Origin of the sequence: Bacillus sp. FSL E2-0195 (genome assembly GCF_038003645.1) — a bacterium.
GTDB lineage: Bacteria > Bacillota > Bacilli > Bacillales > Bacillaceae_G > Bacillus_A > Bacillus_A mycoides.
The window spans coordinates 287,501-302,500 of sequence record NZ_JBBOPN010000001.1; the positions used below are offsets into that span (position 1 = coordinate 287,501).

Annotated in this window: 8 protein-coding genes, 5 rRNA genes and 1 pseudogene (2 of these 14 only partly in view); 6 read left to right on the top strand and 8 right to left on the bottom strand. The window is 42.3% G+C overall.

Annotation, left to right across the window (positions count from 1 at the left end):
• Both MHH59_RS01610 and rrf (MHH59_RS01615) read left to right on the top strand, forming a co-directional pair.
• Nucleotides 1-2,562, top strand: a 23S ribosomal RNA gene (locus MHH59_RS01610); it begins 360 nt to the left of the window's first position.
• 49 nt (nucleotides 2,563-2,611) lie between these two features.
• A 5S ribosomal RNA gene (gene rrf, locus MHH59_RS01615) occupies nucleotides 2,612-2,727 on the top strand.
• A gap of 151 nt (nucleotides 2,728-2,878) precedes the next feature.
• Here rrf (MHH59_RS01615) and MHH59_RS01620 read toward each other — a convergent pair.
• The 7 genes and pseudogenes from MHH59_RS01620 to MHH59_RS01645 form a co-directional block, all read right to left on the bottom strand.
• Nucleotides 2,879-3,337, bottom strand: coding sequence for an ASCH domain-containing protein (locus tag MHH59_RS01620; protein WP_340850766.1), 459 nt, complete (start codon nucleotides 3,335-3,337; stop codon nucleotides 2,879-2,881).
• A gap of 27 nt (nucleotides 3,338-3,364) precedes the next feature.
• Nucleotides 3,365-3,565: pseudogene (locus tag MHH59_RS30765) on the bottom strand (peptidase M20); the annotation flags it as partial.
• 424 nt (nucleotides 3,566-3,989) lie between these two features.
• The gene (bacA, locus tag MHH59_RS01625; RefSeq protein WP_002124850.1) at nucleotides 3,990-4,787 is read right to left on the bottom strand and encodes an undecaprenyl-diphosphate phosphatase; all 798 of its coding nucleotides are present in this window, start codon (nucleotides 4,785-4,787) and stop codon (nucleotides 3,990-3,992) included.
• Between the two features lie 17 nt (nucleotides 4,788-4,804).
• Nucleotides 4,805-5,542 (bottom strand): ABC transporter permease, encoded by a 738-nt coding sequence (locus MHH59_RS01630; protein WP_002124852.1) that lies wholly within the window; start codon nucleotides 5,540-5,542, stop codon nucleotides 4,805-4,807.
• Nucleotides 5,535-6,464 (bottom strand): ABC transporter ATP-binding protein, encoded by a 930-nt coding sequence (locus MHH59_RS01635; RefSeq protein ID WP_002124853.1) that lies wholly within the window; start codon nucleotides 6,462-6,464, stop codon nucleotides 5,535-5,537. The genes MHH59_RS01630 and MHH59_RS01635 overlap by 8 nt, the downstream gene beginning before the upstream one ends.
• A 68-nt stretch (nucleotides 6,465-6,532) precedes the next feature.
• Complete coding sequence (locus MHH59_RS01640) at nucleotides 6,533-7,546, bottom strand: sensor histidine kinase (protein ID WP_016121372.1); 1,014 nt, start codon at nucleotides 7,544-7,546, stop codon at nucleotides 6,533-6,535.
• Nucleotides 7,536-8,249, bottom strand: a complete 714-nt coding sequence (locus tag MHH59_RS01645) for a response regulator transcription factor (RefSeq protein ID WP_002170136.1) — start codon at nucleotides 8,247-8,249, stop codon at nucleotides 7,536-7,538. Before MHH59_RS01645 ends, MHH59_RS01640 begins: the two co-directional genes overlap by 11 nt.
• Nucleotides 8,250-8,807: 558 nt before the next feature.
• On the opposite strand from MHH59_RS01645, the gene MHH59_RS01650 reads away from it, so the two are divergent.
• The 4 genes from MHH59_RS01650 (at nucleotide 8,808) to MHH59_RS01665 (ending at nucleotide 14,873) form a co-directional block, all read left to right on the top strand.
• Nucleotides 8,808-10,359 (top strand): 16S ribosomal RNA (locus MHH59_RS01650).
• A gap of 146 nt (nucleotides 10,360-10,505) precedes the next feature.
• Nucleotides 10,506-13,427, top strand: a 23S ribosomal RNA gene (locus tag MHH59_RS01655).
• 49 nt (nucleotides 13,428-13,476) lie between these two features.
• Nucleotides 13,477-13,592 (top strand): 5S ribosomal RNA (gene rrf, locus MHH59_RS01660).
• The 16S, 23S and 5S rRNA genes sit together here, the layout of an rRNA operon.
• A 360-nt stretch (nucleotides 13,593-13,952) precedes the next feature.
• A complete protein-coding gene (locus tag MHH59_RS01665) occupies nucleotides 13,953-14,873 on the top strand; it encodes a DMT family transporter (RefSeq protein ID WP_340850767.1) in 921 nt (306 codons plus the stop codon).
• Between the two features lie 93 nt (nucleotides 14,874-14,966).
• Here MHH59_RS01665 and MHH59_RS01670 read toward each other — a convergent pair whose 3' ends face one another.
• Nucleotides 14,967-15,000: the final stretch of a sulfotransferase family 2 domain-containing protein gene (locus MHH59_RS01670; RefSeq protein ID WP_002124863.1), read on the bottom strand. The gene runs 758 nt beyond the window's last position; only the last 34 of its 792 coding nucleotides appear in the window; the start codon falls outside the window, past its right edge; its stop codon occupies nucleotides 14,967-14,969.

Below are 15,000 nucleotides of genomic sequence, written 5' to 3' on the forward strand. Positions count from 1 at the left end.
GTCACAGAGGGTAATAACCCCGTAGTCGAAACTTCGTTCTCTCTTGAATGTATCCTGAGTACGGCGGAACACGTGAAATTCCGTCGGAATCTGGGAGGACCATCTCCCAAGGCTAAATACTCCCTAGTGATCGATAGTGAACCAGTACCGTGAGGGAAAGGTGAAAAGCACCCCGGAAGGGGAGTGAAAGAGATCCTGAAACCGTGTGCCTACAAATAGTCAGAGCCCGTTAATGGGTGATGGCGTGCCTTTTGTAGAATGAACCGGCGAGTTACGATCCCGTGCGAGGTTAAGCTGAAGAGGCGGAGCCGCAGCGAAAGCGAGTCTGAATAGGGCGTTTAGTACGTGGTCGTAGACCCGAAACCAGGTGATCTACCCATGTCCAGGGTGAAGTTCAGGTAACACTGAATGGAGGCCCGAACCCACGCACGTTGAAAAGTGCGGGGATGAGGTGTGGGTAGCGGAGAAATTCCAATCGAACCTGGAGATAGCTGGTTCTCCCCGAAATAGCTTTAGGGCTAGCCTTAAGTGTAAGAGTCTTGGAGGTAGAGCACTGATTGAACTAGGGGTCCTCATCGGATTACCGAATTCAGTCAAACTCCGAATGCCAATGACTTATCCTTAGGAGTCAGACTGCGAGTGATAAGATCCGTAGTCAAGAGGGAAACAGCCCAGATCGCCAGCTAAGGTCCCAAAGTGTGTATTAAGTGGAAAAGGATGTGGAGTTGCTTAGACAACTAGGATGTTGGCTCAGAAGCAGCCACCATTTAAAGAGTGCGTAATAGCTCACTAGTCGAGTGACTCTGCGCCGAAAATGTACCGGGGCTAAATACACCACCGAAGCTGCGAATTGATACCAATGGTATCAGTGGTAGGGGAGCGTTCTAAGTGCAGTGAAGTCAGACCGGAAGGACTGGTGGAGCGCTTAGAAGTGAGAATGCCGGTATGAGTAGCGAAAGACGGGTGAGAATCCCGTCCACCGAATGCCTAAGGTTTCCTGAGGAAGGCTCGTCCGCTCAGGGTTAGTCAGGACCTAAGCCGAGGCCGACAGGCGTAGGCGATGGACAACAGGTTGATATTCCTGTACCACCTCTTTATCGTTTGAGCAATGGAGGGACGCAGAAGGATAGAAGAAGCGTGCGATTGGTTGTGCACGTCCAAGCAGTTAGGCTGATAAGTAGGCAAATCCGCTTATCGTGAAGGCTGAGCTGTGATGGGGAAGCTCCTTATGGAGCGAAGTCTTTGATTCCCCGCTGCCAAGAAAAGCTTCTAGCGAGATAAAAGGTGCCTGTACCGCAAACCGACACAGGTAGGCGAGGAGAGAATCCTAAGGTGTGCGAGAGAACTCTGGTTAAGGAACTCGGCAAAATGACCCCGTAACTTCGGGAGAAGGGGTGCTTTCTTAACGGAAAGCCGCAGTGAATAGGCCCAAGCGACTGTTTAGCAAAAACACAGGTCTCTGCGAAGCCGTAAGGCGAAGTATAGGGGCTGACACCTGCCCGGTGCTGGAAGGTTAAGGAGAGGGGTTAGCGTAAGCGAAGCTCTGAACTGAAGCCCCAGTAAACGGCGGCCGTAACTATAACGGTCCTAAGGTAGCGAAATTCCTTGTCGGGTAAGTTCCGACCCGCACGAAAGGTGTAACGATTTGGGCACTGTCTCAACCAGAGACTCGGTGAAATTATAGTACCTGTGAAGATGCAGGTTACCCGCGACAGGACGGAAAGACCCCGTGGAGCTTTACTGTAGCCTGATATTGAATTTTGGTACAGTTTGTACAGGATAGGCGGGAGCCATTGAAACCGGAGCGCTAGCTTCGGTGGAGGCGCTGGTGGGATACCGCCCTGACTGTATTGAAATTCTAACCTACGGGTCTTATCGACCCGGGAGACAGTGTCAGGTGGGCAGTTTGACTGGGGCGGTCGCCTCCTAAAGTGTAACGGAGGCGCCCAAAGGTTCCCTCAGAATGGTTGGAAATCATTCGTAGAGTGCAAAGGCATAAGGGAGCTTGACTGCGAGACCTACAAGTCGAGCAGGGACGAAAGTCGGGCTTAGTGATCCGGTGGTTCCGCATGGAAGGGCCATCGCTCAACGGATAAAAGCTACCCCGGGGATAACAGGCTTATCTCCCCCAAGAGTCCACATCGACGGGGAGGTTTGGCACCTCGATGTCGGCTCATCGCATCCTGGGGCTGTAGTCGGTCCCAAGGGTTGGGCTGTTCGCCCATTAAAGCGGTACGCGAGCTGGGTTCAGAACGTCGTGAGACAGTTCGGTCCCTATCCGTCGTGGGCGCAGGAAATTTGAGAGGAGCTGTCCTTAGTACGAGAGGACCGGGATGGACGCACCGCTGGTGTACCAGTTGTTCTGCCAAGGGCATAGCTGGGTAGCTATGTGCGGAAGGGATAAGTGCTGAAAGCATCTAAGCATGAAGCCCCCCTCAAGATGAGATTTCCCATAGCGTAAGCTAGTAAGATCCCTGAAAGATGATCAGGTTGATAGGTTCGAGGTGGAAGCATGGTGACATGTGGAGCTGACGAATACTAATAGATCGAGGACTTAACCATATAATATGAAGCAATGTTATCTAGTTTTGAAGGAATATACCTTCATCAGTTTGGTGATGATGGCAGAGAGGTCACACCCGTTCCCATACCGAACACGGAAGTTAAGCTCTCTAGCGCCGATGGTAGTTGGGACCTTGTCCCTGTGAGAGTAGGACGTCGCCAAGCAACTTTAAGACGAGTCAGAATGACTCGTCTTTTTTGTGTTTAATGAAATAAGCTTGTTATTAATGGCTCAAGAAATCCATTGATAACAAGCTTATTTGTTTAAAGATAAATGTATTTATCTAGTATGGACTTCCGGTAAAATCGTTATTTATCATAGCTTCACTTTGTTTTTTACATCGATAAGCTTAAAACGTTCGAAAACGAGCAGCATATCTTCAGAAAAACTAAGACCAAGTTCGCTTAGTTCCTTTGTAAAGAACTGTATATGGGTGTCTCTCCAGTAATTATAAGTAAGATCGCCTTCACCCTCAGCTACAGCAAATTCTTCAGTCACTTCATTCATTGGCATTATAGTTACTTCTATTGTCTTAATAATAGCTACAGGTTCATCCTGACTATTGAGTACAATACTATAATCGTTAGTTGTTGGTAGTGGTTCATTTTCTAATTCGTAAAAAATATGGCCCGAGCATGTTGCGGTTTTCACACCATCAATGACTAATTGAGCGAGATAATCAGGAGAATCACCAAATTGCCAAGCTGTAACAGATTCTGGTTTTTTATTGTTTCCCCAATAAGTATCCCAATATGATTGTGCTAATGGATTCATTTGTATATTTACCTCGCTTTAATTTTTTTATAAGCTTTGAGCAACTTGCTTATTTGTAATAGTTTTGTAGTCATATAAAATCTGGGTTGTTGTATTACGGATTAATACAAGTAATACGCTGAAGGAATATGGTTTATAAACTTGTTCTGTCCATTTATGACCATTTTCCCCGTAGACGCCCATATTAATAGACGGGATGTTCAATTTTCGAATTGTTTCGTATGGTAATGGATATAGTTGTTATGTAGTCTATTTGTGATTTGGGCTGCAATAAAGTTAGGGTCAATGCCCGATCACCTACACGTACTTCGCTTCCATAAATATAGAAACAAGGAAGAAGTGATGTATAGCAAAGGGGTGAGAACGTTAGTTCTATCGTGGTGTAATGGGTAGACTCAATCAATTGAGGTGCTTATTTTTACTTCAGCATATGTGTATAAAGAAGAAATGCTATTACTAGGTTCGGATTTCAAATATAGCTTTTAACGTTACATATTTTAATGAAGTGTTGTTTAAAGGTAAATAATATTCTGATTATTAATATTGATCTATTATCCACTATGCCATATTGAAGTGAGTAATACTAGAGGTGAAATAGATAAAAACCGATATTCCTTGAATATCGGTTTAATAATATGTGACTTATATGAAGCTATAGCAATACGAAAAGTGTAAATACAATGGCTAACAAAATACGATAATATGCAAAAGGTTTTAAACCTATCTTTTCTAAAAGCTTCAGGAAGGTTACTACCGCTAGCATTGCTACAAGAAAAGAGGTAATGAATCCTACCGCAAACATAGGAATATCATCTACACTTAAATACTTCCAACTTTTTAATAAGTCTAACCCTGTAGCTCCGGCCATTACAGGAATGGCAATGAGAAAAGAGAACTCAGATGCAGCCTTATAATTTACTTTTGCTAATAGCCCTCCAGAAATAGTAGAGCCCGCTCTAGAGAAGCCAGGATATACTGCTAAGCATTGAAATAATCCAATTGTTAATGCTTGACGGTATGTTAAATCATCTAGTGAAAAGGCGGTTGCCTCTGCTTTTTTTGCTTCTGCAAAAATCATAAGAATTGCTCCTGCTACAAGTCCGATTACGACAGTATACGGCTGAAATAAGTATGTTTTAATAACATCATGTAATAATAGGCCAACAACTACTGCTGGGAATACACCGAGAAAAACATGTAATGCATTGAATTTTTTCTCTTTCCGTAGAAGGGGTTTAATATTACATAAAGAAACAAGGCGTTTATGATATAAAATCGCGATAGCTAAAATTGCCCCTAACTGTATGACAATTTCAAACGTTTTTGCCCTTTCTCCTTCAAAACCTAATAAATGTCCGACTAATATAAGATGGCCAGTAGAAGAGATGGGTAAAAATTCAGCTAACCCTTCTACAATACCAAGTATGAAGGCAATGATAAGATCGCTCATAGTTTCACTCCTATAAATTAATGAATATCCACCCTTTTAAAATAGAATAGTGTTGTAATAAATCCGAAAATCGCTGTTACTGCAATGATGATATAAGAATACTCTGATGGATAAGTCGGTTGTAATTCGTTATTTGCTATATCTAGAGTAGCGGTCCATGGGAATAGGTCTTTATGTTTTGAATTTACGATCATAAGGTTAGTCATTGTAATAATGATTGTTAATATAATAGGCGGTACATAGGTCTTCATTACAAGAGTTAGTAGTACAATAGGTGAAGACAAAAGAAAGAGAAGTCCACCACATATTAAAAATTTTATGAGAGAGCCTAAAAGTAAGGTGATACTAAACCCAGGGAAGCTACCTATTAGCCCTAATAATAAAGTTAGCGTCCAAGCAACTAAAGTTAGCATCATGATCCAAAGGAATAGAAGGATAAACTTACTTATAATAAAGCTAATACGTGATACTGGGATAGTTAGCAAATTTTTTAATGTATCTTCCGTGTATTCACGGGTAAATAGATAAGCAATCACAACTCCATATAAGGGGAATCCTATAATTAAAGTAGTGTATAGGTTAACTTCAGTGAACAGTTGACCAAATAAAATAGTTGGAGTAGGTTGCTTTGTCTTCATGTGTATATAAGAAGCTACAACCACTAAAAATGGCGCGACACCTGCTCCGATAATACTAATCAAAAACATATTGGATCGTTTCAATTTTAATAGTTCTGTATAAAGAAGATTAACCAATTGCGCCACCCCCAACTAGTTTGGTGAAATAATCTTCTAGTCTATCTTCGCTCATCACAATTTTTAATACTTCAACATCATTGCGAACTAACGTTCTATTAATGTGTCCTTGCTGTCCAAAGTGAGAATAAACGCGAATATTTCCTTCATCATGTACCTCATAATCAAAAATTTGAAAATGCTTTTCTAATAGCATCGCAGCTTTATTATCATTATTTACCTGGAATTCTATGTACTTACGATTGGCTTTACGCAGTGTATCAAGAGAAACTTCTTCTAATAACCTTCCTTCATGAATAATTCCCATACGATCGACTAGTTGTTCCACCTCAGCTAATATATGACTAGAAATGAGTATCGTTATATTTCTGTCTTGAGCTAAAGATTTAATGAGTTTTCGCATTTCTTTAATACCGATTGGATCTAGTCCGTTAGTTGGTTCATCTAGTATGAGTAGTTCAGGATAATGGAGAAGAGCACGTGCAATTCCTAAGCGTTGCTTCATTCCTAAAGAGTATTTTCCTACTAATTTTTTTGTTTCGTGCTGCAAGCCTACAATTTCTAATGCTTCTTCAATTGCATTCCTTTTGTGAACTCCAATTATCTTTGCATTAATTAATAAGTTCTCTCTTGCAGTTAAGTTTTCATAAAATCCTGGGACTTCAACGATAGAACCAATTCTTCTTAAAATTTCTTTTGGATTCCGAAGTAAATCCTCACCGAATATTTCTATATTTCCACTTGTAGGTTTTATAAGACTAAGCAGCATACGGATTGTAGTTGTTTTACCAGCACCGTTACGCCCTATGAATCCATAAATCTCTCCTTGCTGTACATTTATATTTAGATTATCTACTGACTTTTGGTTCCCATAAACTTTAGTAAGGTTTGTCGTTTTTATAATTGTATTTATAGGGGGCACCTACTTTCTATAAGTTCTTAATTACATAATAAAAAGGAAGGTTTAACTGCATATTAATCATTTCTTAACTATTTCTTAAAAGTAGTGTGTTTTGGGACGGAAAAACCAAAAGTAGTTCGTTCCCAGGGAATACTGTCAACCCATATGCGCCCACCATTTTTTTCAACGAGGGCTTTAGAAATAGAAAGTCCGAGGCCACTACCACCGTAAGAAGGATTTCTTGATTGTTCGCTGCGGTACATCCGCTTAAATACGTTTTGTAAATCATGTTTTGGAATACCGGGTCCCTTGTCCCAAATAAGAAGCTCATATTCTGTATTGGTTTCTAGTAGTTCGACTCCTACTATTTTTCCAGCTTTTCCGTGATGGATAGCGTTTTTTATTAGATTACCTATAATTCGTATAAGGCTAAGGTGATCTGCAATAATAGGGGAAGTAGATTCTGGTATGAGAACTTGTAGTTCAATGTTATGTTTTGATAGCTCGGGTAAAAATTCGATTAATACTTCTCTAGTAACTTCAGAAAAATCGAGTTCTTCTTCTTTTAATGGAAATTCATCAGCATCTAGCTTGGCCATATTAAAGATTTCATCGACCAGATGTTTTAAGTCATTCGATTTCTTATAAAGTATTTCAAGATATTCTTGCTTTTCTACTTCAGAAGCAGCGACATCATCTTTTAAAGCATCAATATATCCAATAATAGAAGTAAGTGGTGTTCGGATATCATGTGAGATATTAGATAAAAGTTGTTTTCTAGCTTCTTGGGATTTCCTTGCTTCGATCTGACCCTTTTCTAATGCAGTTATTAAGTCGTTTATTGAAAACACGATACTATTTAGTGAACGGTCGTTATTTGTGAATAGCCTCGTTTGTAAATTCCCTTTAAGTGCACGGCTTAATTTAGTAACCATCGATTCGTTGCTTTGAATAAAGTGAACTCTTGAAAAGAAAAGATATATTGTGATTATGATAAGAGCAATAAATAAAGATATTTTTACATGGTATCCCATATCTATATTTAAAAGTCCGCAAATGATAAGTTGTAATGAAATAAGAATGAGGATCTTATCATTTTTCAACCTTTTCACCTACAAACTTATAACCGATTCCCCATACAGTCTGAATGAATTTTGGATTGGAAGAATCGATTTCTATTTTCTTTCTAAGCTTTCTAATATGCACCATAACTGTATTATCATCTTCTATATAATTATCGTCCCATACATTCCGAAAGAGTTGTGTTTTCGTAAATACTTGCTCTGGGTTTGAAGCGAAGAATTTTAATAGTTCAAGTTCTTTTCCAGTTAAGTTGATTTCTTTTCCGTTCGTATGGACTGTGTATTTTTTAAAATCGATAGTTAGTCCTTTAAATGTTAAAGCTGTTTTCTCTTGTACGTTAGTGTTACTTCCAAGAACTAAAAAACGTCGCATAAGAGCTTTTACTCTTGCAACCACTTCGTGAATACTGAAAGGTTTCGTAATATAATCATCAGCACCTATGCTTAAGCCCAAAATTTTATCAACTTCGTGATCTTTAGCAGTTAGCATTAATATAGGAATGTTGGTTGTATCTCTAAGTTTTCTACACACTTCGATACCATCTACTTTCGGCATCATAAGATCTAATATAACGAGGTTGTAGTTATTTTTGTTAAATAAGCACAACGCTTCTTCGCCATTAATTGCAGTATCTACCATATATAATTCTCGTTCTAAATATCTTTTTAATAAGTCTCGAATTTCTTTATCGTCATCTGCTATAAGAATACGTATATCTTTCATATCGTCACCTGTTTCTAATAGAATGTTATTGATATTACAACTTGATAAACAAAGGGGAATAGGGAGCGGTAATAAAAAATAAAGCAACTTTCTAATTATATACTATTAATTGTTAAAATAAGGTTGCTAGTTTAGCTGAAAAGAATCAATTGTATGAGTTCGGTAAGATGGGGGAAGCGAGTCCTTTGAAATAGAGAAGTGCCTAAATTGAATAGTATTTAGAAGAATAGATTGGTAAAGAAAAGTAGACGATGGTTTCTATTTTAATGAGATCTTTGTAGGTCCTTATCTAGAGTTAAAAGAGTGCAAAGGTACTAAATTAAATTTCTTTGTAAAAAGGTATTGACGATTAGTATATAGAGGTGTAATATAGAACAAGTCGCCGATAGCAACAACGCAGAAAGCGACAAAAGAAATAAAAAAACTTGGTTGACATTGAAATATGAAAATGTTAACATAAGGGAGTCGCAAATGAGCGGCAAACAAGTTCTTTGAAAACTGAACGAAACAAACAACGTGAACGTCAATTTTTATTTTTAGATGCTAGACAAACTAACTTTATTGGAGAGTTTGATCCTGGCTCAGGATGAACGCTGGCGGCGTGCCTAATACATGCAAGTCGAGCGAATGGATTAAGAGCTTGCTCTTATGAAGTTAGCGGCGGACGGGTGAGTAACACGTGGGTAACCTACCCATAAGACTGGGATAACTCCGGGAAACCGGGGCTAATACCGGATAATATTTTGAACTGCATAGTTCGAAATTGAAAGGCGGCTTCGGCTGTCACTTATGGATGGACCCGCGTCGCATTAGCTAGTTGGTGAGGTAACGGCTCACCAAGGCGACGATGCGTAGCCGACCTGAGAGGGTGATCGGCCACACTGGGACTGAGACACGGCCCAGACTCCTACGGGAGGCAGCAGTAGGGAATCTTCCGCAATGGACGAAAGTCTGACGGAGCAACGCCGCGTGAGTGATGAAGGCTTTCGGGTCGTAAAACTCTGTTGTTAGGGAAGAACAAGTGCTAGTTGAATAAGCTGGCACCTTGACGGTACCTAACCAGAAAGCCACGGCTAACTACGTGCCAGCAGCCGCGGTAATACGTAGGTGGCAAGCGTTATCCGGAATTATTGGGCGTAAAGCGCGCGCAGGTGGTTTCTTAAGTCTGATGTGAAAGCCCACGGCTCAACCGTGGAGGGTCATTGGAAACTGGGAGACTTGAGTGCAGAAGAGGAAAGTGGAATTCCATGTGTAGCGGTGAAATGCGTAGAGATATGGAGGAACACCAGTGGCGAAGGCGACTTTCTGGTCTGTAACTGACACTGAGGCGCGAAAGCGTGGGGAGCAAACAGGATTAGATACCCTGGTAGTCCACGCCGTAAACGATGAGTGCTAAGTGTTAGAGGGTTTCCGCCCTTTAGTGCTGAAGTTAACGCATTAAGCACTCCGCCTGGGGAGTACGGCCGCAAGGCTGAAACTCAAAGGAATTGACGGGGGCCCGCACAAGCGGTGGAGCATGTGGTTTAATTCGAAGCAACGCGAAGAACCTTACCAGGTCTTGACATCCTCTGAAAACTCTAGAGATAGAGCTTCTCCTTCGGGAGCAGAGTGACAGGTGGTGCATGGTTGTCGTCAGCTCGTGTCGTGAGATGTTGGGTTAAGTCCCGCAACGAGCGCAACCCTTGATCTTAGTTGCCATCATTAAGTTGGGCACTCTAAGGTGACTGCCGGTGACAAACCGGAGGAAGGTGGGGATGACGTCAAATCATCATGCCCCTTATGACCTGGGCTACACACGTGCTACAATGGACGGTACAAAGAGCTGCAAGACCGCGAGGTGGAGCTAATCTCATAAAACCGTTCTCAGTTCGGATTGTAGGCTGCAACTCGCCTACATGAAGCTGGAATCGCTAGTAATCGCGGATCAGCATGCCGCGGTGAATACGTTCCCGGGCCTTGTACACACCGCCCGTCACACCACGAGAGTTTGTAACACCCGAAGTCGGTGGGGTAACCTTTATGGAGCCAGCCGCCTAAGGTGGGACAGATGATTGGGGTGAAGTCGTAACAAGGTAGCCGTATCGGAAGGTGCGGCTGGATCACCTCCTTTCTATGGAGAATTGATGAACGCAGTTCATCAATAAACGTTGACTTGTTTTGTTTCGTTCAGTTTTGAGAGAACTATCTCTCAAGTTTAAATGTATGTTCTTTGAAAACTAGATAACAGTGTAGCTCATATTTTTTTAATTTTAGTTTGGTTAAGTTAGAAAGGGCGCACGGTGGATGCCTTGACACTAGGAGTCGATGAAGGACGGGACTAACGCCGATATGCTTCGGGGAGCTGTAAGTAAGCTTTGATCCGAAGATTTCCGAATGGGGAAACCCACTATACGTAATGGTATGGTATCCTTACCTGAATACATAGGGTATGGAAGACAGACCCAGGGAACTGAAACATCTAAGTACCTGGAGGAAGAGAAAGCAAATGCGATTTCCTGAGTAGCGGCGAGCGAAACGGAATCTAGCCCAAACCAAGAGGCTTGCCTCTTGGGGTTGTAGGACATTCTATACGGAGTTACAAAGGAACGAGGTAGACGAAGCGACCTGGAAAGGTCCGTCACAGAGGGTAATAACCCCGTAGTCGAAACTTCGTTCTCTCTTGAATGTATCCTGAGTACGGCGGAACACGTGAAATTCCGTCGGAATCTGGGAGGACCATCTCCCAAGGCTAAATACTCCCTAGTGATCGATAGTGAACCAGTACCGTGAGGGAAAGGTGAAAAGCACCCCGGAAGGGGAGTGAAAGAGATCCTGAAACCGTGTGCCTACAAATAGTCAGAGCCCGTTAATGGGTGATGGCGTGCCTTTTGTAGAATGAACCGGCGAGTTACGATCCCGTGCGAGGTTAAGCTGAAGAGGCGGAGCCGCAGCGAAAGCGAGTCTGAATAGGGCGTTTAGTACGTGGTCGTAGACCCGAAACCAGGTGATCTACCCATGTCCAGGGTGAAGTTCAGGTAACACTGAATGGAGGCCCGAACCCACGCACGTTGAAAAGTGCGGGGATGAGGTGTGGGTAGCGGAGAAATTCCAATCGAACCTGGAGATAGCTGGTTCTCCCCGAAATAGCTTTAGGGCTAGCCTTAAGTGTAAGAGTCTTGGAGGTAGAGCACTGATTGAACTAGGGGTCCTCATCGGATTACCGAATTCAGTCAAACTCCGAATGCCAATGACTTATCCTTAGGAGTCAGACTGCGAGTGATAAGATCCGTAGTCAAGAGGGAAACAGCCCAGATCGCCAGCTAAGGTCCCAAAGTGTGTATTAAGTGGAAAAGGATGTGGAGTTGCTTAGACAACTAGGATGTTGGCTCAGAAGCAGCCACCATTTAAAGAGTGCGTAATAGCTCACTAGTCGAGTGACTCTGCGCCGAAAATGTACCGGGGCTAAATACACCACCGAAGCTGCGAATTGATACCAATGGTATCAGTGGTAGGGGAGCGTTCTAAGTGCAGTGAAGTCAGACCGGAAGGACTGGTGGAGCGCTTAGAAGTGAGAATGCCGGTATGAGTAGCGAAAGACGGGTGAGAATCCCGTCCACCGAATGCCTAAGGTTTCCTGAGGAAGGCTCGTCCGCTCAGGGTTAGTCAGGACCTAAGCCGAGGCCGACAGGCGTAGGCGATGGACAACAGGTTGATATTCCTGTACCACCTCTTTATCGTTTGAGCAATGGAGGGACGCAGAAGGATAGAAGAAGCGTGCGATTGGTTGTGCACGTCCAAGCAGTTAGGCTGATAAGTAGGCAAATCCGCTTATCGTGAAGGCTGAGCTGTGATGGGGAAGCTCCTTATGGAGCGAAGTCTTTGATTCCCCGCTGCCAAGAAAAGCTTCTAGCGAGATAAAAGGTGCCTGTACCGCAAACCGACACAGGTAGGCGAGGAGAGAATCCTAAGGTGTGCGAGAGAACTCTGGTTAAGGAACTCGGCAAAATGACCCCGTAACTTCGGGAGAAGGGGTGCTTTCTTAACGGAAAGCCGCAGTGAATAGGCCCAAGCGACTGTTTAGCAAAAACACAGGTCTCTGCGAAGCCGTAAGGCGAAGTATAGGGGCTGACACCTGCCCGGTGCTGGAAGGTTAAGGAGAGGGGTTAGCGTAAGCGAAGCTCTGAACTGAAGCCCCAGTAAACGGCGGCCGTAACTATAACGGTCCTAAGGTAGCGAAATTCCTTGTCGGGTAAGTTCCGACCCGCACGAAAGGTGTAACGATTTGGGCACTGTCTCAACCAGAGACTCGGTGAAATTATAGTACCTGTGAAGATGCAGGTTACCCGCGACAGGACGGAAAGACCCCGTGGAGCTTTACTGTAGCCTGATATTGAATTTTGGTACAGTTTGTACAGGATAGGCGGGAGCCATTGAAACCGGAGCGCTAGCTTCGGTGGAGGCGCTGGTGGGATACCGCCCTGACTGTATTGAAATTCTAACCTACGGGTCTTATCGACCCGGGAGACAGTGTCAGGTGGGCAGTTTGACTGGGGCGGTCGCCTCCTAAAGTGTAACGGAGGCGCCCAAAGGTTCCCTCAGAATGGTTGGAAATCATTCGTAGAGTGCAAAGGCATAAGGGAGCTTGACTGCGAGACCTACAAGTCGAGCAGGGACGAAAGTCGGGCTTAGTGATCCGGTGGTTCCGCATGGAAGGGCCATCGCTCAACGGATAAAAGCTACCCCGGGGATAACAGGCTTATCTCCCCCAAGAGTCCACATCGACGGGGAGGTTTGGCACCTCGATGTCGGCTCATCGCATCCTGGGGCTGTAGTCGGTCCCAAGGGTTGGGCTGTTCGCCCATTAAAGCGGTACGCGAGCTGGGTTCAGAACGTCGTGAGACAGTTCGGTCCCTATCCGTCGTGGGCGCAGGAAATTTGAGAGGAGCTGTCCTTAGTACGAGAGGACCGGGATGGACGCACCGCTGGTGTACCAGTTGTTCTGCCAAGGGCATAGCTGGGTAGCTATGTGCGGAAGGGATAAGTGCTGAAAGCATCTAAGCATGAAGCCCCCCTCAAGATGAGATTTCCCATAGCGTAAGCTAGTAAGATCCCTGAAAGATGATCAGGTTGATAGGTTCGAGGTGGAAGCATGGTGACATGTGGAGCTGACGAATACTAATAGATCGAGGACTTAACCATATAATATGAAGCAATGTTATCTAGTTTTGAAGGAATATACCTTCATCAGTTTGGTGATGATGGCAGAGAGGTCACACCCGTTCCCATACCGAACACGGAAGTTAAGCTCTCTAGCGCCGATGGTAGTTGGGACCTTGTCCCTGTGAGAGTAGGACGTCGCCAAGCAAAAACCTAAGTCGTTTCGACTTAGGTTTTTTTGTGTTTATTTTTATTTACCGAAGGTTAAAATCCATAAATTTAATAACCCTGAAGATGAAAAAAAGAATGAAATAGAAACGGTATAAAATAAAATTCGGATGATAAAGTAATACGTTTAAATATAAATTGAAGGTAAGGATTTCCTTTTTATGTTAATTTAGTTGTCGAATGAACAATAATGTTTTGATTTAATATGAAAAGGTTATGTAAAAAAGAGCTGGATGGCTATTTTTCGCATAACCTTTTTGTGGTTTTAAAGGATTTTACCTAAGAAAAAATCTATAATTAAGGTAGTTAACATATATTTTTTGATGGGTGTGGGGGATTATGAAAGAAATATGCATGTTATTAGTGGCTGTTATATTATGGGGAACAGCCATTGCACCAACGAAATGGGCATTAGAATCCATTCAACCGTTTACTTTGTTATTTATTCGTCTTTTCTTTGCGGGTGGGATTTGTATGCTTTTCTCATTTAACGAACTACAAAAAGTAGTTATACATAAACATATTCCGTGGAAAAGAATGAGTTTACTGTCTTTTACTGGTGTAGCTGGGTACTTTATGTTCACATCCTATGGTATTTCTTTAACAAGTGGATTACATGTTAGTATTATTGATGCTGCATTGCCATTAGTTACAATTCTTTTTTCAGCGTTCTTTCTGAAAGAGAAAATTCAGATGGATTATTGGATCGGAATTATGTTGGGCGCTATAGGAGTGCTCTTTATTACAATTCCATCTAGCCATACTAATCAAGAGGTATCTTTAATAGGAGATATACTTATTTTATTAAGTACCTTTTTATTTGCGTTCTACACAGTTTTGTTAAAACGGCCAAAACAAGAACGACGTTTATCTAATAAAGTTTTCACTACAGTAACACTAATGATAGGTGCAGCTATTGTGTTGCCATTTGCAATGATAGAAATTTTTTACTACGGTTTCCCAAAAATCGAAACATGGAAGATTGGATTTAGTATAGTATACCTTGTTATTGGGGCAACAATTTTAGCATATTGGTTCTGGAATAAAGCGCTAGAGACGGTCTCAGCATCAATAAGTGGACTGTACTTAAATGGATTGCCGTTAATAAGTATCATTACTTCAATTATCCTATTAAATGAATCTCTGACATGGAAGATAATAATGGGAGGGAGTCTAGTTTTAATTGGAGTAGGATGGGCGGATAAGCAAAAGTTACGTAATCTATTAAAGGGTAATAAAATGGATAGTAGGGACTGTTAAATTGTATGTTTTATATAGTTTAAATGTTAAAAAGATACCTCATATATATGTATAAGGTATCTTTTTATATTTAGCGAAGATAATGGACTTAAATTAGTAGGGATATTCTTTGTTATATCTATATGTA

What these genes read in the sequence shown, in the direction of transcription:
- MHH59_RS01620 (WP_340850766.1), bottom strand. Translation starts at nt 3,337, where the DNA reads ATGAATCCATTAGCACAATCATATTGGGATACTTATTGGGGAAACAAT.
- bacA (WP_002124850.1), bottom strand. Translation starts at nt 4,787, where the DNA reads ATGAGCGATCTTATCATTGCCTTCATACTTGGTATTGTAGAAGGGTTA.
- MHH59_RS01645 (WP_002170136.1), bottom strand. Translation starts at nt 8,249, where the DNA reads ATGAAAGATATACGTATTCTTATAGCAGATGACGATAAAGAAATTCGA.
- MHH59_RS01665 (WP_340850767.1), top strand. Translation starts at nt 13,953, where the DNA reads ATGAAAGAAATATGCATGTTATTAGTGGCTGTTATATTATGGGGAACA.